At 35.5% G+C, this 22,426-nt stretch carries 29 protein-coding genes and 1 pseudogene; 28 read left to right on the top strand and 2 right to left on the bottom strand.

Annotated features, from left to right (window positions below):
• Positions 1–201 precede the first annotated feature (201 nt).
• Positions 202–1,596, top strand: a complete 1,395-nt coding sequence (gene sufB, locus RV04_RS00480; protein WP_071856514.1) for a Fe-S cluster assembly protein SufB — start codon at positions 202–204, stop codon at positions 1,594–1,596.
• Between the two features lie 96 nt (positions 1,597–1,692).
• Here sufB and RV04_RS00475 read toward each other — a convergent pair whose 3' ends face one another.
• Complete coding sequence (locus tag RV04_RS00475; RefSeq protein WP_071856513.1) at positions 1,693–2,844, bottom strand: tyrosine-type recombinase/integrase; 1,152 nt, start codon at positions 2,842–2,844, stop codon at positions 1,693–1,695.
• A 45-nt stretch (positions 2,845–2,889) separates the two neighbouring features.
• On the bottom strand, positions 2,890–3,750 hold the full coding sequence (locus RV04_RS00470; protein ID WP_071856512.1) for a helix-turn-helix domain-containing protein: 861 nt from the start codon (positions 3,748–3,750) through the stop codon (positions 2,890–2,892).
• 155 nt (positions 3,751–3,905) lie between these two features.
• Here RV04_RS00470 and RV04_RS00465 point away from each other — a divergent pair, with 155 nt between their 5' ends.
• The 27 genes and pseudogenes from RV04_RS00465 (at position 3,906) to RV04_RS00345 (ending at position 22,367) form a co-directional block, all read left to right on the top strand.
• Entirely contained in the window at positions 3,906–4,091 is a 186-nt protein-coding gene (locus tag RV04_RS00465) for a hypothetical protein (RefSeq protein WP_071856511.1), read from the top strand.
• A complete protein-coding gene (locus RV04_RS00460) occupies positions 4,091–4,363 on the top strand; it encodes a hypothetical protein (protein ID WP_071856510.1) in 273 nt (90 codons plus the stop codon). The genes RV04_RS00465 and RV04_RS00460 overlap by 1 nt, the downstream gene beginning before the upstream one ends.
• Before the next feature lie 74 nt (positions 4,364–4,437).
• Positions 4,438–4,743 carry a hypothetical protein gene (locus RV04_RS00455; RefSeq protein ID WP_071856509.1) on the top strand — a complete coding sequence of 102 codons (306 nt, stop codon included), beginning with the start codon at positions 4,438–4,440 and terminating at the stop codon, positions 4,741–4,743.
• Between the two features lie 136 nt (positions 4,744–4,879).
• Positions 4,880–5,035, top strand: a complete 156-nt coding sequence (locus tag RV04_RS13150; RefSeq protein ID WP_169818173.1) for a hypothetical protein — start codon at positions 4,880–4,882, stop codon at positions 5,033–5,035.
• Positions 5,035–5,391, top strand: a complete 357-nt coding sequence (locus RV04_RS00450; protein WP_071856508.1) for a hypothetical protein — start codon at positions 5,035–5,037, stop codon at positions 5,389–5,391. Before RV04_RS13150 ends, RV04_RS00450 begins: the two co-directional genes overlap by 1 nt.
• Positions 5,388–6,293 carry a primase alpha helix C-terminal domain-containing protein gene (locus RV04_RS00445; protein WP_071856507.1) on the top strand — a complete coding sequence of 302 codons (906 nt, stop codon included), beginning with the start codon at positions 5,388–5,390 and terminating at the stop codon, positions 6,291–6,293. Before RV04_RS00450 ends, RV04_RS00445 begins: the two co-directional genes overlap by 4 nt.
• Positions 6,290–7,693 carry a DNA primase family protein gene (locus RV04_RS00440; RefSeq protein WP_071856506.1) on the top strand — a complete coding sequence of 468 codons (1,404 nt, stop codon included), beginning with the start codon at positions 6,290–6,292 and terminating at the stop codon, positions 7,691–7,693. Before RV04_RS00445 ends, RV04_RS00440 begins: the two co-directional genes overlap by 4 nt.
• Before the next feature lie 300 nt (positions 7,694–7,993).
• Positions 7,994–8,263: a hypothetical protein gene (locus RV04_RS00435; protein ID WP_245791022.1), complete on the top strand. Its 270-nt coding sequence runs from the start codon at positions 7,994–7,996 to the stop codon at positions 8,261–8,263.
• A gap of 20 nt (positions 8,264–8,283) precedes the next feature.
• On the top strand, positions 8,284–8,613 hold the full coding sequence (locus tag RV04_RS00430) for a hypothetical protein (RefSeq protein ID WP_071856505.1): 330 nt from the start codon (positions 8,284–8,286) through the stop codon (positions 8,611–8,613).
• Positions 8,614–8,625: 12 nt separating this feature from the next.
• Positions 8,626–8,766 carry a hypothetical protein gene (locus RV04_RS13145; protein ID WP_169818172.1) on the top strand — a complete coding sequence of 47 codons (141 nt, stop codon included), beginning with the start codon at positions 8,626–8,628 and terminating at the stop codon, positions 8,764–8,766.
• A gap of 291 nt (positions 8,767–9,057) precedes the next feature.
• The gene (locus tag RV04_RS00425; protein WP_071856504.1) at positions 9,058–9,516 is read left to right on the top strand and encodes a hypothetical protein; all 459 of its coding nucleotides are present in this window, start codon (positions 9,058–9,060) and stop codon (positions 9,514–9,516) included.
• The gene (locus RV04_RS00420; protein ID WP_071856503.1) at positions 9,516–10,115 is read left to right on the top strand and encodes a hypothetical protein; all 600 of its coding nucleotides are present in this window, start codon (positions 9,516–9,518) and stop codon (positions 10,113–10,115) included. Before RV04_RS00425 ends, RV04_RS00420 begins: the two co-directional genes overlap by 1 nt.
• Before the next feature lie 22 nt (positions 10,116–10,137).
• Positions 10,138–10,410 carry a hypothetical protein gene (locus RV04_RS00415; RefSeq protein WP_071856502.1) on the top strand — a complete coding sequence of 91 codons (273 nt, stop codon included), beginning with the start codon at positions 10,138–10,140 and terminating at the stop codon, positions 10,408–10,410.
• Complete coding sequence (locus RV04_RS00410; RefSeq protein WP_071856501.1) at positions 10,394–10,678, top strand: hypothetical protein; 285 nt, start codon at positions 10,394–10,396, stop codon at positions 10,676–10,678. Before RV04_RS00415 ends, RV04_RS00410 begins: the two co-directional genes overlap by 17 nt.
• Positions 10,675–11,304, top strand: a complete 630-nt coding sequence (locus tag RV04_RS00405; protein WP_071856500.1) for a hypothetical protein — start codon at positions 10,675–10,677, stop codon at positions 11,302–11,304. Before RV04_RS00410 ends, RV04_RS00405 begins: the two co-directional genes overlap by 4 nt.
• 125 nt (positions 11,305–11,429) lie before the next feature.
• Positions 11,430–11,795: a hypothetical protein gene (locus RV04_RS00400; RefSeq protein ID WP_071856499.1), complete on the top strand. Its 366-nt coding sequence runs from the start codon at positions 11,430–11,432 to the stop codon at positions 11,793–11,795.
• 78 nt (positions 11,796–11,873) lie between these two features.
• Positions 11,874–12,992 (top strand): annotated as a pseudogene (locus RV04_RS00395) (phage tail tape measure protein); the annotation flags it as partial.
• A 77-nt stretch (positions 12,993–13,069) separates the two neighbouring features.
• Positions 13,070–13,354: a hypothetical protein gene (locus tag RV04_RS00390; protein WP_071856498.1), complete on the top strand. Its 285-nt coding sequence runs from the start codon at positions 13,070–13,072 to the stop codon at positions 13,352–13,354.
• 106 nt (positions 13,355–13,460) lie between these two features.
• Positions 13,461–13,661: a hypothetical protein gene (locus RV04_RS00385; protein WP_071856497.1), complete on the top strand. Its 201-nt coding sequence runs from the start codon at positions 13,461–13,463 to the stop codon at positions 13,659–13,661.
• Positions 13,662–13,700: 39 nt separating this feature from the next.
• Positions 13,701–14,777, top strand: a complete 1,077-nt coding sequence (locus RV04_RS00380) for a PDDEXK family nuclease (RefSeq protein ID WP_071856496.1) — start codon at positions 13,701–13,703, stop codon at positions 14,775–14,777.
• Positions 14,778–15,114: 337 nt separating this feature from the next.
• Positions 15,115–17,889, top strand: coding sequence for a sigma 54-interacting transcriptional regulator (locus RV04_RS00375; protein WP_211271161.1), 2,775 nt, complete (start codon positions 15,115–15,117; stop codon positions 17,887–17,889).
• 77 nt (positions 17,890–17,966) lie between these two features.
• A complete protein-coding gene (locus RV04_RS00370) occupies positions 17,967–18,386 on the top strand; it encodes a PTS sugar transporter subunit IIA (RefSeq protein WP_071856494.1) in 420 nt (139 codons plus the stop codon).
• Positions 18,387–18,397: 11 nt separating this feature from the next.
• A complete protein-coding gene (locus RV04_RS00365; protein WP_071856493.1) occupies positions 18,398–18,868 on the top strand; it encodes a PTS sugar transporter subunit IIB in 471 nt (156 codons plus the stop codon).
• Between the two features lie 3 nt (positions 18,869–18,871).
• A complete protein-coding gene (locus RV04_RS00360; RefSeq protein WP_143139469.1) occupies positions 18,872–19,735 on the top strand; it encodes a sugar phosphate isomerase/epimerase family protein in 864 nt (287 codons plus the stop codon).
• Positions 19,723–20,511 (top strand): PTS mannose/fructose/sorbose/N-acetylgalactosamine transporter subunit IIC, encoded by a 789-nt coding sequence (locus RV04_RS00355; protein ID WP_071856491.1) that lies wholly within the window; start codon positions 19,723–19,725, stop codon positions 20,509–20,511. Before RV04_RS00360 ends, RV04_RS00355 begins: the two co-directional genes overlap by 13 nt.
• Positions 20,501–21,328, top strand: coding sequence for a PTS system mannose/fructose/sorbose family transporter subunit IID (locus tag RV04_RS00350; protein WP_071856836.1), 828 nt, complete (start codon positions 20,501–20,503; stop codon positions 21,326–21,328). The genes RV04_RS00355 and RV04_RS00350 overlap by 11 nt, the downstream gene beginning before the upstream one ends.
• A gap of 34 nt (positions 21,329–21,362) precedes the next feature.
• Positions 21,363–22,367, top strand: a complete 1,005-nt coding sequence (locus tag RV04_RS00345; protein WP_071856490.1) for an SIS domain-containing protein — start codon at positions 21,363–21,365, stop codon at positions 22,365–22,367.
• The last annotated feature ends 59 nt before the right edge of the window (positions 22,368–22,426 follow it).

Raw genomic sequence — 22,426 nt, 5'->3', positions numbered from 1 at the left:
TAGCAGAGTGATAAGATCAAACTCATTTTTCGTTCTTTTGAAAAATGAATACTTAAATAGGAATAAGGATGTCAGCTCTGCTTTTTGCAGTTTTCTACTAGCTAGAGTTGTTTAGCAGAGTGATATACGGCATGAAGATCAAACTCATTTTTCGTTCTTTTGAAAAATGAATACTTAAATAGGAATAAGGAGCGGGATACTATGAGTAGTGTACCAGAAATCGAAGAATATCAATTTGGCTTCCATGATGATGTCGAACCCGTCTTTACGACTGGTGAGGGTCTATCGGAAGAAGTCATCCGCGAAATCTCCCGCGCAAAAGGAGAACCAGAATGGATGTTGGATTTCCGTTTGAAATCCTTAGAAACATTCCGTAAATTAGAGATGCCTGATTATGGCCCTGATTTATCTGGTTTGGATTACGATAAAATCAATTACTTTATCCGTTCAAGTGACAAACCAGCACGTGATTGGGATGATGTTCCAGAAGAAATCAAAACAACCTTCGAACGCTTGGGAATCCCTGAAGCTGAACGAGCATACTTAGCCGGTGCTTCAGCCCAATATGAATCAGAAGTGGTTTACCACAACATGAAAGACGAATTCACAAAATTAGGCATCGTCTTTACCGATACCGATTCAGCACTAAAAGAATACCCTGAATTGTTCAAAGAATATTTCGGAACTTTAGTGCCACCTTCAGATAATAAATTAGCTGCCCTTAATTCAGCCGCTTGGTCAGGTGGAACCTTCATCTATGTACCAAAAGGTGTGAAGACCGATATTCCGATCCAATCATACTTCCGTATCAATTCAGCCAATACAGGTCAATTTGAACGGACATTGATCATCGTAGACGAAGGTGCCAGCATCAACTATGTCGAAGGATGTACCGCACCAACGTATTCTTCAGATAGTCTACATGCAGCAGTCGTAGAAGTTTTCGTGAAAAAAGATGGCTATTGCCGGTATACAACCATCCAAAACTGGTCGAACAACGTTTATAGTTTAGAAACCAAACGTGGACAAGCCCAAGAAAACGCAACGATGGAATGGGTCGATGGCAACTTAGGATCAAAAGTTACGATGAAATATCCAAGTGTTTATATGGAAGGTCGCGGAGCTCGCGGTACGATGTTATCAATTGCTGTCGCCGGTAAAAATATCGTTTTAGATAATGGCGCTCGCATGATCCATAATGCACCGAATACCTCTAGCACGATCGTTTCAAAATCAATCGCTAAAGATGGCGGTGCCGTGGATTACCGTGGAACGGTTCGTTTCGGTCGTGATAGTGCCGGTTCATTCAGCCATATCGAGTGCGATACGATCATCATGGATGACCAATCAAGTTCCGATACGATTCCATACAATGAGATCTTAAATGGCAATGTTTCGCTGGAGCATGAAGCGAAAGTCTCAAAAATCTCCGAAGAACAATTGTACTATCTAATGAGTCGCGGTATCTCCGAACAAGAAGCGACTGAAATGATTGTCATGGGCTTCGTCGAACCATTCACTAAAGAACTACCAATGGAATACGCAGTCGAATTAAACCGCTTGATCCAGTACGAAATGGAAGGCAGTGTAGGTTAAAACCTAACTATAGGCTAAGAACGTTGATATTATAGCGTTCTTGGCTTTTTATTTGCCTTCAATCTCATAAATACTATCCGAAAAACTATCTATTTGTCAGAAACCTAAATAGTTTGCTAACTTCTGACTGGTGTTTTCTGCTTGTTGCGGTGTAACGTGGCTATAAATGTTCATGGTAGTCTTTACATCCTTATGACCTAAGCGCTTCTGAACCTCATTAATCGTTGCGCCAGCTTCAAACATAAGCGAACAAGCAGTATGTCGGAAACCATGAGGACTTATTCTTTTTAAAGTTAGGCCTTCTTTTTCTGCTTTGTCATAAATCCAATCAAGCCAATCGTTTACTACTTGTGGATAATATAAATCGTTACTCATATTGCTAAACATGAGTTGTTTTGCTTTTGACGTATTAAATCCGAGTTTGAAGTAATCTTCTTTTTGAATACTGAACCATTTTTGTAAAATTCGTATCGTTTCATCATCTAAGCTGATGGTGCGGTATGAATTTTTTGTTTTAGGGGTCTGTAAAACAACTTGATCGTATTCATCAATGGCTATTGTTTTACCGATTGTTAGTGTTTTGTTGAATATGTTCAAGTCTTTAATATACAGCCCTAACGCTTCTGATTTACGCATGCCAGTAATAGCAAGTAAACGGAAAAAAGCATAATATTTATAGTTATCAAGTGTTTTAACGAATGTCATAAACTCGTGTAATTCATCTTTACTATAAAAGTTAGGTTTCTTTTCCTCTTCTTTTTTGCGTGGAAGAATCGTCTTTTTCATGGGGTTACTTTCCATTAATTCCATAGATACGCCATAATTCATGACCTGAGCAGTAGCACGTCTTATATAGTGATATTGCTTGTATTTGTCGTGCCATTCATTCACACATTTTTGACAAAAAGAAACGGTTATTTGGTCTAGTTTTAACTTGCCGAATTTTGGCAATACATGACCTTCAATAAACCGTCTATTGGTGGCTACTGTAGAAGATTTAACACTTTTGCGGTGTTGTTCCAACCAATCGTCATACAGCTCTTGGAATGTGATTGTACGCTTCTTTTTAGAACCTTTTAGAATGCTTGCTTTCAATTTATCAAACTCAAGACTTGCTTCTGCCTTGGTGTCAAAACCCTTACGAGTGGTGACAATCTTTTTTTCTGTAATAGGATCAGTAGCAACATATCCACTGAATAACCATTTTCTCTTATTGTTTTTATCTTTGTATTGTTCAAATTTTGCCAATATTATTCCCTCCTGGTACTGCTGGGGGCAAGTGGTGGAGGTTAGTTAGTCGGCTAATCTATTGATAATATTTAGAAGTAACGTTTTATCATCTTCATTTAAAGTCTTACCATTCACTACGATTGTTTCACCGTCAAATAAATCTTCTTGGGTATTAATGCGAATGGTTTTTTCAGTGACTTTTTTGTAATAATACTCTTGACGTAAAGCAGATAAGTAAAAGTATTTATCATCAGATGAAAGTTTAGAAATATCACTCTTGATCGCAAATATTTCACATAAACGATAATGTATTAAAAGTTGTTCTAATATATTTCCGGATAAGCGAATCGAAAGTAATTTTACATCTTTATCAGAATAATTTTCTACAAGTTTGTATAAGTTTTTGTCGTCTAAAATAATCTCGTCTTCAGAGAAGAGTTCTGGAACATTGTCAATTGGAATATTATTTTTATTAATAATGAAATCAAATAAATCAGAAGGTAGTTTGAATTTGCCAAAATCAATTATCTCATTACTTGAACTATAAGAGTAAGCATTTTTTTTATTTTCTAAAGTAGATTTGGCATTCTCTTTTTTTATTTTAGATAAAAGGTTAAAAAACTGGTCTGTACGTTTTTCGACAACAAATTCATCTAAATATTTGTCTCTATAAGGATTTTCAGAATCATAAAAGCCGTCAAATACATCTTTTCCCTTAGCTAAAGCAATAGAAAGTTTACGGATAATTTTTTCGCTAGGAAGTCGTACATCATTTTCTAATTGCGAAATATATGGTTGCGAAATATTTGCTTTTTTTGATAATTCGGTTGTTGTCATTTCCTCGTTATATCTAATTTTTCTTAAAGCTTCTCCAAATGAGAGTTGTAACCAAGCTTCGCTTTCAAAATCAATTTCTTCATTCATCTTTTTCCCTCCATTAGTGTATTTATTATAAAGTACCAAAAAATAGCAAATATAGCAACAATAAAAATAATATTGTTTTTATTGTTGACACCAGGATGAATAAGTAATATTATTGCAATATAGCAAATATTGTTTTTGTGAGAAAGGAGAATTAGATGAAAGCGAATAAAGATTTAAGAGAACTGATTTACACAGAAAGATTAAAAAATTGGCAAGTGGCAGATAAAATCGGAATTTCTGATAGTCGTTTTTCAGTGTGGTTAAGAACGCCACTAAATGAAGAACGAAGATTGAAAGTTATTACTGCAATTAATGATTTAAAAAAAGAAGGTGAATGTTGATGAAGTTAGAAGTAGATTTGACTCCCGTATTCGAAGAGCGTTTTGAAGAAGTTGCTAATCGCGTAGAGAAGGAAATAAAGCAGCGTGAAGCGGAGAAACGGATTTTCCCAGAATGGATGGACTTAGAAACGACTTGTGATTATCTACAAGTATCACGATCCAATCTATCTAAATTCATTAAAGAGCTGGATTTTCCAGTTTCTGTGATCAATCAAACGAAGCGCTGTAATCGGAAAAAGGTTGATGAATGGATGACGCAATTTGAAATTTAATTAATCGCTGGGGGCAAATGGGAGACAAGTTAGTCAAGTGTAGTCGCAAAGGGTTTGATATAGGAGGAATAACAATGGAAATCACACAAAATCAAGCAGTCGAAAAAGCTTTACGAGAAGTCATTTCAAAGGAAGCAGCGGCAGAATTAGCAAATATCGAGGGGCAAAGTTTAACTGATGTTTATAATTCCTTGCACGAACAAATGGAGTGTCAAGGCTTGGTACCTGAAGAGCCAACGGTTACTTCTGTTGTGAAAAGTTTGAACGAACTTGCAACCGCAGAAATAGAGGAAAACCTAACTCTGAATAATGAGTATCAAGATATTTTATATCGTGAAATTGATTTGTTGGCTATGTTGTTAGGTATTGACTTGGAGTAAAAAAACTATGGATGGAGAAAAGAAAAAGCCCTTGCTGTAAAGATTCTTGACGGAATCAGCAAATGGCTACACGATAGGATATTTCCTATTATTCTTTTCTCCATTATATCAATAAATGGATGGGAGATAAAGAAAAATGAACAGAAAATTAAAATTAATCATTGTGCTATGTGTCACGGTGTCAGCACTTCCTTCAATGGTGAAGGCACTCATTGCGCTACCGATCGTTGCGGCACTTGTAATCGAATTTGATGAATACGATTATAAAAACAAATTTGGAGGCATGGAATAATGGATATTTTAAAATCGGATGTACTTAAAACATTAGATTCTTTTAGTTTGGAAGATATTCAGCAAGCTATTGAAGAAGTGAACACGCAAAAAGGGCGTGTGTGGTTTGGAAAAAGTTGCGATAACCTTCAGCAAGTTTTATATATTTTAGCAGAAAACGCCGAAAAAAAATTACTTGATAAAGAAGTCCATGATTTAAAACAAGCGCTAGTTGATAAATATAAAAAAAATATGGACCATGCTTGCGCTAGTGCTAAGGTTTACAATATTTGGGGCTTTTACCAAAACAAAGGCAAAGGGCAAGTTTTTGTAAGGGATGCGTTGTTAAAAGAACTATATGGGGAAGTGACGCAATGATTTATATAGGTAAAGTGCGGCCATCCATTATGGAACCACCAATAGATAAAAGTATTATTCAATTTTTTTCAGAATATACACCGATTAAAGTTAATGTTTCTGATAATCCTGAAGAACAGAAGAAATTAAAAACGATTGTAATTGATGGGTTCATAGCTGGTGAAATGAAGGCTTTGATACGAAAAAATGAAAATTTAATCAATCGAGATTGCCTAATTTTAGATTTAGATGATGTGACCGTATCTGAAATTGATTTGATAGCTGCCATCAAACAAAAACTAGCCAAGTTTGCTTATGTTCTTTATCCAAGTGTTAGTCATGGGTTAAAAGGCGTACGCTATCGGTTAGTTATTCCACTGGATAAACCAGTGAATGAACAAGAGTACAAGCTACTGATTTACTTTTTTTCAAATAAAATACTGAATGGCATTATCCACAATGCGGATCAGTCAAACCTTACCTGGTCGCAAATACAGTTACTACCAGTGTTGACACAATATTCTAAGCAAGAACAAATTATTGTCCATGGCGGAGAAAAATTATTTCCCATATCTGATGGCTTAGATGCCGCAAAACGTTGGCTGAAAGACTACAAGCAAGACACGGGAGGCGTAACTTCAAGAAAATTGTACAAAAACACAAGCCAATTCAAAAAAGGCGGGTCAAGATATAGGAATACAACTACTGAACTTTTCGAAAGCATTGTGTGCGGATGTGAAGAGGGAAATCGCAATAATCGCATTGCACAAATCACAGGGGGATTGTTGGCAAGAGCAGTAGATGTAAAGGCAGTATTCGAATTAGTTAAAGTCGCCAATCAATATTTTACAGAACCACTATCCGAAAAAGAAGTGGAGGAAACATTCTATTCGATAGCGAAAAAGGAGTTGGGAGCCAATTGAGTGAAATTATTGAGTTACAAGAATTACAAAAAAAGAAGATTGGCGAAGAAAAGAAACTGCCTTATTGGATTTACACAGATGAAAAAGGAAACACTAAAGTAAATGCTTCTAAGTTAGGTTATGAAATTATGAACGAGATACCAATGATCCGAACAAATGGTTTGCTCTACGGTGCGAGGTTTGATAAAAAAACAGGATCATGGCGAATTGATAGTTTAAGCGACTTTTTAGACGGTTATATCACTGACAAATTGGAATCTTTCAATAAGTGGAGCCAGCAAAAACTAGGCGAAACAAAAAAGTTCATCATGATTAAGATTTTTGACCCGGCTATGAAAGAAAATCCTTTTAACAATAGCAAGCCGTATCTGGCCAATTTTAAAAACGGAACTTACAACATAAAAACTGGTGAACTGAAACCGCACGATACTAAAGACTATATTCTTCAAAGTCATGATTATGTTGTAGATCCGAAATCAAATTTGAAGCCAGAGAAGGCAATCGAATGGCTGCGAGATTTGACTGGTGATGAAAAAAGCGCACAGCATTTAATGGAAATCATAGGATACTGTTTCTATCGAAGTTATGCACCTTTTCAAACCATAACGATTTTGCAAGGGAGCGGCGAGAATGGTAAATCCACTTTCTTAGATTTTCTAACAAAAGTCATCGGTAAGGACAATACCAGCAATATGACGCTTCAAGAATTAGGGAACAAACAGAATCGTTTTGCTGGTGCCAACCTATTTCAGAAAGAAGCCAATCTGTTTGCGGATGTTGATTCCGAGTTTCTCAAGTCAACAGGGCTACTCAAAGCCCTCACTGGTGGGGATCGTTTATCTGCTGAGTTTAAAGGAAAAGATCACTTTATGTTTGTGAATTTTGCGAAGTTGATATTTTCAGCCAACGAGTTGCCAGCGTTCAATGACTTCACACACGGTTTTGAGAGGCGCTTATATGTAGTTCCTTTTGATTGCGTGATAGACGAAAGTTTTAAAACTAAACACGATTTGAAGGCCATTGAGAAAGAGATCCCACTATTCGCCACCTATTGCATAAGGATGTTTAAAGAAGCGCTAGACCGCAAAGAACTGACTGTATCAGACAAGATGAATCAAGCGAAAGATAAATGGTTGAAAGAATCGAATCATATCATGAGGTTCATTGAAGAAGTGTGCGAGGTTGACATGGAATCAAGTGAGGGAGATTCTTCTAAAATGATATACGAAGAATATAGAAATTTTTGTTTCAGGGAAAACCTCAAAGAACTATCTCAACCGAAGTTTACTAAGCAACTTGAAAAAATAGGGATTTATAAAAAGAACCCAAGAGTAGAAAATCAGCGAATGAAACGTTACATTCATTTGTTTTTGAAGCAATATATTTCGATCGAAGACTGAGTGTGTGTCTGGAAGAAGTGAAAAATACCGAACCATCCGAACCTGTTTTGGAAAACGTTGGCATAGCAGTGTTCTGAAGTCGAACCAACCAAGAAAAAAATCGAACCAACCCGAACCAGAATTTTCGAACAAATGAATAGGTACTTAATGGTTCGGTATGGTTCGGTATGGTTCGGTTTAGGTACTTAGTGGTTCGATAATAAACAGCAGTGGAAATGTTGATAAATCAGGGTTTTGTACTAACGGTTCGGACGGTTCGGCTATATTTATCTAAGGAATACACACGCAAAGAAGATAGGAGTGAAAACACTGAAAACCAATAAAAATGAAAGAAAATACCCAATTTTAATCGCTTATGATACAGGATCACAATATGCAGTTTGGTGTCCGTATTGTTCGAAATGGCATTTTCACGGAAAGAAAGATGGAATGAGGGTGGCCCATTGCACTAACCCACACTCACCGTTTAAAAAAACTGGTTATATTATCAAGCTGGCGACAAGAAACGATTTGGATTTCAAAAGTCATAATCTCTATCCAAATGACTATCCAATGTTTGAGGAAAAATAAAAAATGAGCGGAGGCATGTAATGGAAGAACTTACGATTATTGAACAATCGGTACTTGAATTAATCCCAAGAGGGTTTGAAAGGAAAATCAAAGTACCAGATATATGCTCTATTATTGATCTGGACGAACGAGACGTAAAAGCAGTTATTCAAATGCTGCGAGCCAAAGGCGTGCCTATTGTTTCTGTCAGAGGATATGAAGGCGGCATGTTCATTGCTACTAATGAAGACGAACGGACTATTGGCCTTCAAGCGTTTAGAAACCAATTTAAGAGCATGGAGCAAACAATCACGAATATTGAACAAGCAGATCTAAAAAACTGGCAAGAAACAATAAAAATTGCTAACTAAGGAGATGGAACGATGAACACAGATAAAGTATATATTGACAAACCAACGAAAACGGTAGAACTTACACTACCAGAATATGGGGAAATTATCCTGATCGTAAAAGATGGTCAAGTAGTCAGATATGAGACGAAAACAACAAATAAATTAGAATGAAAAAGTGTGTTAAAAGTTGATATATCAACGTTTCATAAAGATTTTATCGCTCAAATATGGTATAATAAAGACAACTTAATAATAATATCTGATTAGGAAGAACCAACGGATATGAGACGAAAAAAGCCAGTAATATGGCAGACGTCTCGTGTCCGTTTTTTATTATTAGTTGTCCTTTGAAAACTGTATACTGCGGTTGCTGAAAAAGCCGTCCTAGATGATGACAATCCCAAGCTAGACCAACGATCAAAGCCGCAACATAATAGAATACTGTTTTTTTAGGAGGGAAGCATGGATAGTGAATACAATTTAAACCGCTATTTGAACATAGAGGCTTATATCAGAAAGCTGGAAGAAGAAAAACGATTAATTAGGCAAGAGCTTTATTGCCAAAGCCTATGCACAGGAATTGCCTATGATGAAATTGCTATCCATGCAAAAGCTCCCAAGATTGATTATTTAGTAGCAGATAACGTTGAAGCGTGTATGCTCATTGACAAGCGGATAGAGCGGTGGAAGTTTAGGCACAAACATTTTACGCACTTCTTAAATGAATTGCCTGTAACTGAACGTGAGAGCCTTTTAAAAGGGATTGAAAGCCTACCGTTGAGACAGAAGGCACTCGATGAAATATACGAGATAGAAACAGCTATGGCGTTCAGATATGAATGGGAAGTGCCGCAAGAAAAGGTTGAACTAACGGACGATTTATTTTCGAATATTGCACTAATGGCGGAGGTGTTTGGATAGTGAGTTATGATTTCGAGATTCGTCCAAAGTGGATACTCACACAATGGAAGGCATTTGTGGTAAATAGGAATCATTTAGGCGATGGCAATGCCAAGGGGTATGCTCGTCTACTATTTGCTGCTTTAAAAGAGTTGCCAAAAGAAGATGTTTTAATTCTTTCTGAAAAGTATTACGAAACTGAACAAGGTGCCAACTTTAGTTATATGCATAACGGTTATCGAACTTATATACCTATAACAGATAAGGTATTGGCTGACCGAAGAGGAATATCTGTTCTTGAATATCGAAAAATCAGGAGCAAGTCGGAGGCGAAACTGCAGGCTATTATCAATCGGCTGAGAAAAGAGTTTATCGAAATTGATGCTGACGAACTAGAGGAATACATTCTAGGCGTAGGAACTATTTATTTGAAGGACTACAAAATCATTAGCGGCAATCGCGCGGATCCAGATTCTTATATCTTCACGCAAGATAGGTCCAAAGCGAAAAGATTCAAACAGGACTCTACACAGGGTCGCCAGCTAAAGATGTACCTTCGATTAAAGAAAATGGAACCTCGAGACGAGTATATAAAGTTTATTGATATATGGTTTGACTGATTAAGCAGAAAGGAAAGTGTAAATGACTATTGTAGAGATTATGAAGACACGTAAAATCAAACAGAAGCATTTGTGTGAAGTCACAGGGCTAAGTCCTGAGCAAGTGGAGAATGCTCTAAATGAGGATCGGGATGGAGTGTTAACTGATAAGAAGAAGTTGGTTTTGCTTAAAGGCATTTGTACCGCTGAGTTTAAACGCAAAGCAATGCTCACCTTGGTAGCAAAGAATACAAATGGGTTAGATCCTGGTACTCGTAAGAAAGTAGAGGAGTTGGCAAATGAAAACAGAAGATGATTTCTTTAGCTATAGAGAATGGGAGAAATACCTTGAAGAACAACAAATGAAGCAAGAGCTGGAAGAAAACCCAGATGAAATTAAAAAGCTCTCGTTAGTCGAATTAAATAAGTTGATCGAGGAAGACAGTACAAATGAAATTGCCATCGAGCGCCGCAGAGAGTTGTTGGCTCAATATAAGAAAGAACGAGTAACACAGATCAAAGAACCTAAGAAAACAGTAGTAAGTAAACTCAAAGAAAAAATCAAAGGAGCGAATCAAGAATGACAGTAGAGTACACAGTAACCACACCAGAGGTAAAAGAATTAAAAGAGATCGATATCAATATCAATGAGTTGGAGAAAGAGTTAGATAGTCTGGTTGAAAAGAGAGACAAGAAAGCTTCAGCAAAAGGTAAGTATAGTCTAGAAACATTCAAGGCTAACAAAGAAGCGAATAAGGATATTGAAGATCTTGAGAAGGTGATTGCCGAGGCGTATCAAGAGCGTGCAGAGATTGCCGATAGTATCTATCTGAATTATATCAATCAGTTGAGAAATGAAACAAACCGAAAAGAAGCAGCGCTGTTATCTGAAACAAAAGAACTATTTGACAATAAGGGATTCGCTGAAGTAACTGCTTTATTAGGAACAGAAACCACTAGACTGCTTCAATTAAATGGTCAGTTAATCAAATCGCATAACAGCTCAATGAAACAACTTATAGATGTGTTGGGCATTAAGAACAAAAACATATTGGAGAGAGTTCAACGAGAATACTACAAAGGAGGATGGGGCTACGCCTCAGTGTTGGGTTCTTATTTCCATGATGTTAAACGATCAGTGAGTAACTACTTAGATGAAATCATTAGACTAAATGGTACGGCAAATAATAAATTTGAAATTAAAAAATAAATTAAATGATTAACGGTGTGGGATTGCTTTATCCCCCCGTTATTTTTATAAAAAATAAATCGTTTAGGAATCGGGGATGGAACTCCGAAAAACACACAGGACCACACACGGGAGGGGGGCAAACATTGAAAAAGAAAGCAAAAGAAGCACGGATAGCGGCTGAGAAAGAAAGACTAACAACATTGATGGACGGAGTACCCAGTAGTAGCGCTGAAGTAGTCAAAGGTTTGATTGAGCGAGTTTCATTTATGAATGTTACTTTGTCAGAACTTGAAGAAGATATCAATAAAAATGGGTCTATTGAACTTTTCAAGAATGGCAGCCAAGAATTTTATAAAGAATCTGCTTCAGTCAAGACATATAACACGATGATCAATAGATATACTGCCGCAGTTAAAGAATTGCTTAGATTGGTAGTCGAGAATGATAAAACAAAAATAGGAAATCCAGAAGTAGATGAATTTATGAACTTTCTAACAACCAGAGAATGATCGGGGGATGAAAAATGGATAGATTAGAATTTTTGCGGGATAAGGCGGATAACATTTGGTATCAACATACAGTAAAACCTAGAAGACTTGGCAAAAATAGCAGATGAAAGCCAAGGAGCGGTTGGAGAAACATTTGAAGCTACGCTAGATCCGATTGATAAGTCTAACCAAGCGATGAACAATGCAAAATTCGCTTTAGCAGACGTCGGCGAATCCGTCCAAATAAGCTTATTACCTTTCTTTGAAATGGCGATTGATGCTTTAAAAAGTTTTAAAGGTTGGTGGGATTCTCTGGATCAAGGCACTAAGAACTGGATTATTACACTCGCTGGTATAGCTGCAGTAATCGGACCAGCTTTGGTTGTCATAGGAACGCTTATGAGTTCCGTTACTAAGATCACCGCTGGGGTTAAAGATCTGGCCACTGTGTGGAGTGGGCTAGGCAAATTATTCGGATTATCTGGCGGATGGTTTGCCGTAGCTGTAATAGCAATAGCCGCATTAGTCGCTGGGCTAGTTTGGGCTTATAACAATGTTGAATGGTTTAGGAACGGTGTGAATGCATTCTTCCAAGGTGTTTCTGATATAGCGGTAGAAGTATTTAATTTTATGGGCGGATACATGAGCAATATTTTTGGAGGAATCATTCAAAATTTCCAAAACTTTTTCGATGCAGGAAAGAAAATTTTTACCGGCTTTATAGATTTTATAACTGGTGCGTTTACTGGTGATTGGGAACTAGCTTGGAAAGGCGTTGCAAATATTTTCGGTGGTATATTAGATGGAATCGCTGCTATGGCGAAAGCGCCAATTAACGGAATGATCGGCTTGATTAATGGATTTTTAGGTGGTTTGAATAATATCAAGATTCCTAAATGGGTTCCTGGCGTAGGCGGCAAAAGCTTTAGCATTTCCACTTTGCCTTATTTGGCAGATGGCGGTCATGTACTGAATGGCCAAGCAATCGTTGGTGAAGCTGGACCAGAATTGCTTACGAATAAAAACGGTAAGACGACTGTTACTCCGTTATCAGACGAAGAAAAACGCAAAGGCATTGGCGGCAAAGTACAGTCAAGCAAGGTTGAACAACATATTCATATTGGAAGTGTGGATGCAAACAATCCAAGCGAACTGAACAAGATGAATCGGAAATTATTTAAAGCCGGTAAACAAGCACTTGGCGGAATAGGAGGATAAATATAAGGCACCTAGCTTATCGGCTGGGTGTCTTTTTTGTTATGCTTGAAATACTAAGAAGAAAAGGAGTGGAAGCAATGATTTTACACATACCTGATGAAATGATGCAAAAACAGATAGCTTCAGAAATCGTTGCAATCGCAACTGCAGAAATTGAAAAGCGCATGAAGCTTTTAACGAAAACTATTGAGCTACCACCGTACGGAAACAAAGAAACCATCAAGCAGGTTTTAGGTATTGGAGATAAAAAACTCAACAAGTGGATTTCTATGGGATTAAAAATACAGGTTTGGAGTCCGCAAGATATTCGGATTGAGAGAAATAGTCTTCAGCAGTTCTTAAAAGAAAATTTTGAAGTATAAATAAAATTATCAAAAGAATAGTACGGATCGGGTTTTATCAAAACAAAAAAATATTTGAATAGCATATAATTAATTGGTAATATCAATATAAAAAGGAGCTTATTATATGAAGATTGGCATGAGAAAACCAAGCATAAAGAAATCAATTTCCGCCAGGACTACAGGGAAAGCAAAAAGAGCAGTGAAAAAGTCTATCAATCCATTGTACGGCAAAAAAGGGATGGGGTTTGTTAAATCGCCTACCAAATCGGTAAAGAACAAAATTTATAAGAAAACTACATTTAGTTTTTGGGATTTGTTTAAGTGAATTAGTGTAAAAAGTCTAGTCAAAAAAACGGAGTTAATTATGACTTTAATTTCTATGAGTGTAAAAAAAAGAAAAAGCAGGCATTTTAATAAAATAGAACATACTTTTAGAATGATGCCGAATTTTCAAGAACAACTAGGAAAATATATCTATTTCGAGATAATTGATTTCGATGATTTTTGGAAAAACTATCAAGAAATAGAAATGTTATATGATACGTTAGTAAAATGGAAAGATGTCAGAATTACAATATTTGAAAAAGAGATCCCTTTTAGATATAAAATATATTTCAGAGAGTTGGAATCTTATGTAAGAAATAACTATGCTTTCTTACCGTCGTCGGATTTTACAATTGAGGATAATCTTCCCATGAAATATGTTTTCTACGATTGGTGGGCTTGTTTTTTTGTTTTTATGGATAAAAAAGATACTTCAGCATATTATTTTTGTGATTGCCAAAAAAATGCCGTTATGGAAAGCATGAGATTATTTGATAATATGAGACTAAATTTCCCTGATTTTGTGTGTAAAGATTATGAAATATCTGATAGAAAAGAGAAATTTTTTGACGGGAAATTCAAAAAGAATCTTTGTTTTACTTGCAATGGTAGTTCATCTGTTAGAAGTTTTTGTAACCGAATGTATGGATCTAGATTTTTACAAGATTATGGGTGGTACGTATATAGCAGAGCTTACGAGAAAGGAATAAATCCATGGTGTGATAATGAGGACTTGAGAGAAGTAGAAAATGAAGTTAGGGAAAATTATGGATACCATAAAATCGGGGAGAAATGGATAAGCGAAACTAAAATGTATACTCTTATTAAAGAAATATTTCCAGAGGAAGAAGTTATTTTCCACTATAGGTCGGAATGGCTATCGTACTTAGAAATCGATGTCTATATTCCTAGATTAAAAATAGGTTTTGAATATCAAGGAAAGCAGCATTTTGAGCCTGTAAACTTCTTTGGTGGTGAAAGTAGTTTTAATATTCAACGTGCCAACGATAAGAAGAAAGAAAAAATTTGCAATGATAACGGAATTAAGTTAATTAAAGTCAATTATGACGATCCGTTAACTAAAAGATTTATAAAACAATTGATTGCCCCCAGCTAAAAAAGCTATCTAAAAACTATCTATTTGTAAAAATAGTTGTGAATATATGGATTTTAGAAGATAACTTTTAGAGATTTTTTTGTTGATATAACAGCATTTGTGCGTATTAAGATAGAAAATCGTTAAATGGAAGGATCAGTGGGATAGTGTAAGTTGAAGATAGAGACACCAATTAATTGGTGTCTCTATTTTTTAGTTTAAATATAAAAATAATTGATTAGATGGGTTAAACAATCGATCTTTTATTAATTTTTTTAAAAAAGTTTCAATAAATTTAGAATTGCTTTTTTTAAAAGATTTGTTAGAATTTTCTAGATTGAAGGTAGTTAGGAGGAGTATCGTGAAAGAGAAATTATTAAACTATTTAGAAATACAAACGGCGTTTTTAGACCTTGATAAAATCGATCAATTATTTTCTGCTAAAGGACTCGCTGAAATTTTTAAAGTGAAACGTAATACAGTCAGTCATTATTTAAATCAGCTAAATGAAAGTGGTTTCTTAGTTAAAATAAATACTCGTCCAGTCTATTATTTTCATAAAGTATCCTTCAGTGAACATTTTTTCCCTTTAAATAAAGACATCTATACTGGAATACAAGACATTAAAAAAGAACGCCCTTTTTTTCAACCAAAACAAGACTTATTTTCTTTGTTAGTTGGTAGTGAAAAAAGTTTGACTAGAACTATTGAGCAAATTAAATCAGCTCTTTATTACCCTGATAATGGTCTGCCCGTATTAATCACAGGAGAAAGTGGAACGGGGAAAAGTTATTTGGTACGTTTAGTTTATGAGTATTGTTTAGAACATGATCTAATAGAGGAAGATGCCCCTTTTGTGACACTAAATTGTGCTCAATACGCGGATAATCCAGAACTATTAACAAGCAATCTTTTTGGTCATGTCGAAGGAGCGTTTACGGGTGCAGATAAAACAAAAATTGGAGCTTTTGAAGCTGCAAATAAAGGAATTCTTTTTTTAGATGAAGTTCATCGATTGAACCCTGAAGGACAAGAAAAACTCTTTACGTATTTAGATCAAGGAAATATTTATCGAATGGGTGATACTAGCCATCCAATAGCCATCCAAACACGATTATTCTTTGCAACAACGGAAGATTTAGAAAGTACTTTTTTGACGACATTTATCAGAAGAATACCTATTCAAGTCAAATTGCCTACTTTAGAAGAACGCAGTCGTAGTGAACGAATAGAATTGATTTACTCATTTTTTATTGGTGAACAGCGGCGCATTGATCGTCCAATCAATATATCAAGTCAAGTTTTGTCTTTATTGTCTAATAGTTCATTTAAAGGAAACATCGGTGAGTTAAAGAATCTAGTAAAAGTAATGACAGCTAATGCTTTTGCTGAACAAACGGATCAAGAAGAATTAGCTATAACTATTTATCACGTACCAGGAAATAAATTTGGTCACTCGGTTCAAAATATAAAAAATAATTCTGAAAAGGATGTCCGAATTACTAGTAATAGCACAACTGCATTATTGATCAATCGAAATTTTCCTAAACAACAACGCTTAGTTCATACCTTCAAAAATTTATTGAATACATTTAAAAGAAATGATTGTCAGATTGAATTGTGCAAAGAAATTTTAAAAAAAGAAGTAGAATCATTATTTGATTATTTACTATTTGAGACAGGGCGTCAGCAAAAACACGAAATCCTACTTTATATGACGCAATATATTCGTGAGACGCTTAGACAAATGGAAACTGCTCATCAAATAAAGTTCAATGGAAACAGTGTGTATGCCATTAGCTACTATCTTTTCCAAAGGGATGCTAGAAGTTGGCAACCTGAATCGATCGAAATCAATCAATTGATTCGAGTGATGGAAAGTCAAATAGTCGAGGTGTATTCAGGCAGTTATTACTATGTAACGAGAATTTTAGAGTTGTGTCAGCCAAAACTTGACTTAGACATCTCTTCTATGGATAAAATTTTGATGACTATTTATCTTCAAGGGGCAGATTGGGCAAAAGACAAAGCCGTACCAAAAGCAATAATTGTAGCACATGGATATGCTACAGCAAGCAGTATCTCCAATGTAGCTAATCGCTTCTTAGATAAAGAAATCTTTGAGGCGTTTGACATGCCGTTAGATGTGACACCACAACAAATCGCTGATGAAATTCTTGATTACAGTGAGTATAATAATATTTCCAATGGATTGGTCATTTTGGTAGATATGGGATCATTAAAAGAAATTTATCAATACTTTCCTAAACAAATTACTGCACCAATTATTATTATGAACAATGTCACAACGCCATTAGCGATTTCTATTGGTGAAAATTTACAAAAAAATCTTCCCTTGAAAGAGTTGGCGGAAAAATCTATTAGTGAGTCACAGTTAGACTGGGAAATAATCTATCCGCAAGAGAATAAGTTACAAGTTTTATTAACAACTTGTTTTACGGGGATCGGAACGGCAACTCAAATTTCTCACTTATTGGAACGAAGTTTGCCACAAAATTCTGAGTTGAAAATTTTTCCATATGAATATGAGTTATTAGAACGAAATAAGCACTCAGAAGCAGTTTTTTCAATGTATGAAGTGGTAGGAATCGTTGGGACTGCTGACCCAGTCATTGAGGATATTCCTTATATTACTTTAGAAAGCTTAATCTCAGGAGATAAAGAACATATCTTAACAAAATGGTTGAGTAATGTGTTGTCAGAAGAAGAACAAAAAGCTTTTAATGCAAATATTATCCGTAACTTTTCTCTGGAGAAAGTCATCGACTCCGTAACTATTTTAGATACGGATAAAGTGATGAAGGAGATAGAGTTATTCATGCGTGAATTAGAGGAAAACATACGAGTTACACTTACAAATGCTCAGAGACTCTCTCTTTATGTGCATATCAGTTGCTTAATTGAGCGATTGATCCGGAATATTCCGATTGAAACATATAAAGGATATGATGAATTGTATCAGTGTCAAAAGGAGTACTTATTTAAAATTAAAAGGGCCTTTAGTGTCATAGAGAAAGATTATAGTGTCAAAATACCTGATTCTGAATTAGCCTACATCTATGATATTTTAAAACAAACAGTTGATAATTCAGCAGAAATAGAAGAATTCTAAAATGTACAGAGCGTGCCACTAAATTTGGCACGCTCTTTGCTTATATATAAGTGAAGAGGAAAGAAAGGAGCAAAAAGATGAGAAAAAAAATTATTTTAGCTTCACATGGACATTTTGCCTCAGGGATTTTGAGTTCTTTACGGCTTATTTGTGGAGAAAACAAATCGATTGAAGCTTTAGATTGTTATGTAACTAAAGATTTTGACTTGCAAAAAGTTGTAGAGCATTTAATGTTAGATTCAAAAAATTCAGAAATAATTGTTATCACGGATATCTTTGGTGGCAGTGTGAATAATGAATTTTTAAAGTACATCGAACAACATAATTTTTATCTTATTGCCGGATTAAATTTACCATTTCTAATCGAGTTGTCAACTAAATTATCTACTTTAGATTCTGTCGAAGTTCTAATTAGAAGTGCATTGGAAGAATCAAAACATTCTATTCAGTTTTGTAATGATACATTCAATAAAAAAGTAAGTGAAGAAGAATTTTAGGAGGGAAAATAATGATTTTATTAACAAGAGTCGATCATCGATTGTTACATGGCCAAGTGGCTTTTTCATGGACACAAGATATTGGAGCAGATTGTATCTTAATTGCAAATGATCAAGTCCCTAAGGATGAGATACGTAAGACGACCATTAAACTAGCAAAACCACAAGGAGTAAAGTTAGTCATCAAAACACTGGAGGATTCTATTACAGCCTTAAAAAGTGGTGTGACTGATAAATATAAACTATTTATTGTAGTTGAGTCGATTGAAGATGCCTATAAATTAGCTATAGCTTATCCAGAAATCCACCAAATTAATCTCGGAGGGACAAGGGCAGCTGAAGGAAAGTCTAATCTATCAAAGGCTATTCATGCAGACGAATCAGAACGACGGTTATTGAAAGAGCTTTTAGAAAATGGGACGGAAGTTGAAATTCGTCAAGTCCCCTCGGATAAGAAACTTCAGTTACAGGACGTGTTATAAAGCGTGAAAAAAATAATGAACCGATTTGCTGGGATGAACTACTATTATCGGTATTATCCAATCGATTATTTTTTTGAATCTCTTAAAAAAAATCAGCTAACGTGTTTTGAATTATGGACCTGTGCGCAACACTTTGATCTATCGGATGCAAGCTACCAAGAGACAGGGTTATTTAAGAAAAAAATGACCCAGCTAGATTTAAAAGCTATTTGTTTAACCCCGGAACAAAGTAATCCTAAGCCGTATAACTTGGCAAGCAAAGATCCTTTTCTAAAAAATAAAACACAGTCCTATCTAAAAAATGCAGTACGAGCGGCAAATGAGTTAGAAATTCCAATGCTTTCTCTAAATACTGGATGGGATTTCTACTCTGAAAATCCCTATGAAGCATGGCAACGTTCGACAGAAATGATGAATACTATTGCATCATTTGCTGAAGTAAATGGGGTGAAAATAGTTTGTGAAGCTTTGCAGCCAAATGAATCTCATTTAGTCAATACAATCAATGATATGTGTTTATATCTTGATCAAGTTAACCATGAAAATGTGTTTGTCAACATTGATTTAGGAGCAATGGCTCGCGCATATGAAACTATCCAACAGTATTTTGAAACATTTGGTAAAAGAATCCGTCATTGCCATTTTGTGGATGGAAAACCTACGGGGCATCTAGCTTGGGGAAATGGAAATCGAGATGTAGTAACTGATTTAGTGAACTTTATCAAAAATGATTATAATGGATACTTTACTTTTGAATTTGCCAATCCGGCTTATTTTTTACAACCATTTGAAACAGATAAAGGAGCATTAACGTTTATAGAAAAGGAATTAGATAGAGGGGAGAACAGGTTGTTATGGGAAATCTAGTTACAGCATTACTTATTGGTTTAATAGGTTTTTTAGGACCAATGGACTTTGCGATTGGAAGTAATTTACTGAATCGTCCACTGATCATGGGACCACTAGTGGGTTTAGTATTAGGTGATTTGACACAAGGAATTATTATCGGCGCTTCATTAGAATTAATATTTATGGGAGCAGTTTCAGTAGGAGCTTATTTACCCCCTGATGTTATTGTAGGAGGGGTTTTAGGAACAGCTTTTGCTATTTCACTAGGAAAAGGCGTAGGAGCAGCAATTACGATCGCTATGCCAATTGCCATGCTTTCTCTGGCTGTCGGAAATTTAATGAGTATTATTTTCCCTATGATTGCTCATTACGGTGATCGAGCTGCAAAGGAAGGAAAAGCTGGCGGCATCACGTTATCCATGTGGTCAATTGGATTATTAGAATGTTTAAGGCGTGGTGTGTTGTGTTTTGCAGGTTTTTATCTAGGAAGTGCTCAAATAGAAAAAGTTTTGAATACGATTCCAGATAAAATTATCAGTGGACTAGAAGTATCTGCTAATTTATTACCTGCAATTGGGTTTGCTATTCTTTTACAAATGATTTTATCTAAACCGATCATTCCATATTTTTTCTTAGGATTTCTTCTTTCATCGTATTTAAAAGTTCCAGTGTTAGGTGTAGCATTATTTGGCTTAATTCTAGTCTTTATAATGACAAAAAATAATGCAAAAAATGCAAATTCAGTTGTTGTAACAACGAGTCAGGAGGTAGATGTTGATGATGATGACTTCTAATGAAGGAGCCGATAAGAAGATAACCAAGAAAGATTTATGGCAAATTTTGTGGCGTTCGTTACCAATGGAATTCGGTTGGAATTATGAGCGTCAAATGCATTTAGCATTTGCTCATATGATGGCTCCTCTAATGAAAAAATTATATGGAGATACGACTGAAGCCTATACGAATTCTTTGGAACGCCACATGGAATTCTTTAATTGTACGCCTCAAATTGCTCCATTTATTGGAGGTGTAGTCGCTTCTATGGAAGAAAGTAACGCAACAAATAGTAATTTTGATGTATCTTCTATTGGTGCAATAAAGACAGCATTAATGGGTCCTCTATCTGGAATTGGCGATTCTATTTTTATCGGAACGATTCGAGTGATCGCGACCGGATTGGCTACTTCTTTAGCAGCAAAAGGAAATGTGTTGGGACCAATTTTATTTCTTTTGATTTATAATATTCCAGGCTATTTACTACGTTACTTTGGAGTGATGTATGGCTATAAATTGGGCGTAGGATACTTAACCAAGATACAAGAATCGGGCTTAATGGAATCGTTTAAAACAGCCGCTTCAATTTTAGGCGTCATGGTTATTGGCGCGATGACTAATGAAATGGTGAGTATAAATTTCGTAATGAAATTAGGTAGTGGCAAGAGTGCAGAAACATTACAAAGTGTTATTGATAGTATGATTCCGGGCGTTATGAGTTTAATCGTCCTTTATATCTTTTATGTGCTTAATAAAAGAAAAGTTAACGTGTTGTGGCAAATATTAGGTGCAGCAATTATTGGAATTACGTTAACATGGTTTGGTATTTTAGGCTAGATCATAATTTTTTTAATGTAGGAGGAATATGATAATGTTAAAATTTAATGAAGAACAACAAGTTAAAGATATTCAAGGAGCACTTGAATTACGTCCAGAAGTGGAGAATATCGTAGATGAAATTTATGACCGTGGGTTTGATAATATCTTTTATTTAGGTATTGGTGGAACGTATGCGTCAGCGATGCAAGCAGTCACGTATATTAATGGTAAAAGTAATTTACCCGTGTATGTTCAACATGCTGCAGAGTATTACACGACAGGCAATAAACGTCTAACTAAAGAATCTCTTGTGATTATTTCTTCCGTAACCGGGACTACTGAGGAAGTGGTTCATGCTACAAAAATGGTAAAAGAAGTTGGCGCAACTATTTTAGGTTTTATCGATACTAAAGATAGCTTATTATCAAAAATCTGCGACTATGTCATTAGTTATCCAAATCCTGGAACAGAACAATTAAAATTCTTTATGGTAGCAGATCGTTTAATGTACAAACAAGGCGAGTTTACTGATTATACAGAATACTATAAAGAATTGGATGAACATTTAGCAGTTGGCCTAGTCGAAGCAGAAAAAGAAGCAGATGAGTTTGGCCGTATTTTTGCAGAAAAACATCGGCATGATGCGATGCATTACTTTATTGGTGCTGGAAATCAATGGGGAGCCGTTTATTCATATGCGATGTGTTATTGGGAAGAGCAAAGCTGGTTACGATCAAAATCAATTCATTCAGCTGAATTCTTACATGGTACATTAGAAGTTATTGATGAAACGACACCAGTAACTTTATTTATTGGTGAGGATGAACAACGTCCTTTATCAGAAAGAGTGGCTAAATTGTTACCACGTATTTGTGGCGATTCAACATTCATTGATACAAAAGATTATAAAGTTAAAGGAATCAGTGAAAAATATCGAGGCCGTATTTTAACGGTACTCTTAATGCATGCTGTAACACAAAGAATTGATGCACATGTAGAGAAGTTAAATTGTCATCCGCTAGATATTCGTCGTTATTACCGTCAATTTGAATACTAAAATGAATGTCAGTTTTTCAAGATAAGTTATGCAAATTTATCCCAGTATTCTTCTTTGTA

It is taken from the genome of Enterococcus hermanniensis, assembly GCF_001885945.1.
In the GTDB taxonomy this organism is placed as follows: Bacteria; Bacillota; Bacilli; order Lactobacillales; family Enterococcaceae; genus Enterococcus_A; species Enterococcus_A hermanniensis.
The sequence above is the reverse complement of the archived record's forward strand: the minus strand, read 5'-3'. Positions and strand labels throughout refer to the sequence as shown.

Excerpts from the sequence above, each read along its gene's own strand:
- RV04_RS00410 (WP_071856501.1), top strand. The coding sequence starts at position 10,394 with ATGAAAACAGAAGATGATTTCTTTAGCTATAGAGAATGGGAGAAATAC.
- RV04_RS00380 (WP_071856496.1), top strand. The coding sequence starts at position 13,701 with ATGACTTTAATTTCTATGAGTGTAAAAAAAAGAAAAAGCAGGCATTTT.
- RV04_RS00455 (WP_071856509.1), top strand. The coding sequence starts at position 4,438 with ATGGAAATCACACAAAATCAAGCAGTCGAAAAAGCTTTACGAGAAGTC.
- RV04_RS00345 (WP_071856490.1), top strand. The coding sequence starts at position 21,363 with ATGTTAAAATTTAATGAAGAACAACAAGTTAAAGATATTCAAGGAGCA.
- RV04_RS00365 (WP_071856493.1), top strand. The coding sequence starts at position 18,398 with ATGATTTTATTAACAAGAGTCGATCATCGATTGTTACATGGCCAAGTG.
- RV04_RS00370 (WP_071856494.1), top strand. The coding sequence starts at position 17,967 with ATGAGAAAAAAAATTATTTTAGCTTCACATGGACATTTTGCCTCAGGG.
- RV04_RS00470 (WP_071856512.1), bottom strand. The coding sequence starts at position 3,750 with ATGAATGAAGAAATTGATTTTGAAAGCGAAGCTTGGTTACAACTCTCA.
- RV04_RS00425 (WP_071856504.1), top strand. The coding sequence starts at position 9,058 with ATGGATAGTGAATACAATTTAAACCGCTATTTGAACATAGAGGCTTAT.
- RV04_RS00355 (WP_071856491.1), top strand. The coding sequence starts at position 19,723 with ATGGGAAATCTAGTTACAGCATTACTTATTGGTTTAATAGGTTTTTTA.
- RV04_RS00445 (WP_071856507.1), top strand. The coding sequence starts at position 5,388 with ATGATTTATATAGGTAAAGTGCGGCCATCCATTATGGAACCACCAATA.
- RV04_RS00415 (WP_071856502.1), top strand. The coding sequence starts at position 10,138 with ATGACTATTGTAGAGATTATGAAGACACGTAAAATCAAACAGAAGCAT.
- RV04_RS00430 (WP_071856505.1), top strand. The coding sequence starts at position 8,284 with ATGGAAGAACTTACGATTATTGAACAATCGGTACTTGAATTAATCCCA.
- RV04_RS00390 (WP_071856498.1), top strand. The coding sequence starts at position 13,070 with ATGATTTTACACATACCTGATGAAATGATGCAAAAACAGATAGCTTCA.
- RV04_RS13145 (WP_169818172.1), top strand. The coding sequence starts at position 8,626 with ATGAACACAGATAAAGTATATATTGACAAACCAACGAAAACGGTAGAA.
- RV04_RS00460 (WP_071856510.1), top strand. The coding sequence starts at position 4,091 with ATGAAGTTAGAAGTAGATTTGACTCCCGTATTCGAAGAGCGTTTTGAA.
- RV04_RS13150 (WP_169818173.1), top strand. The coding sequence starts at position 4,880 with ATGAACAGAAAATTAAAATTAATCATTGTGCTATGTGTCACGGTGTCA.
- RV04_RS00385 (WP_071856497.1), top strand. The coding sequence starts at position 13,461 with ATGAAGATTGGCATGAGAAAACCAAGCATAAAGAAATCAATTTCCGCC.
- RV04_RS00450 (WP_071856508.1), top strand. The coding sequence starts at position 5,035 with ATGGATATTTTAAAATCGGATGTACTTAAAACATTAGATTCTTTTAGT.
- RV04_RS00465 (WP_071856511.1), top strand. The coding sequence starts at position 3,906 with ATGAAAGCGAATAAAGATTTAAGAGAACTGATTTACACAGAAAGATTA.
- sufB (WP_071856514.1), top strand. The coding sequence starts at position 202 with ATGAGTAGTGTACCAGAAATCGAAGAATATCAATTTGGCTTCCATGAT.
- RV04_RS00405 (WP_071856500.1), top strand. The coding sequence starts at position 10,675 with ATGACAGTAGAGTACACAGTAACCACACCAGAGGTAAAAGAATTAAAA.
- RV04_RS00350 (WP_071856836.1), top strand. The coding sequence starts at position 20,501 with ATGACTTCTAATGAAGGAGCCGATAAGAAGATAACCAAGAAAGATTTA.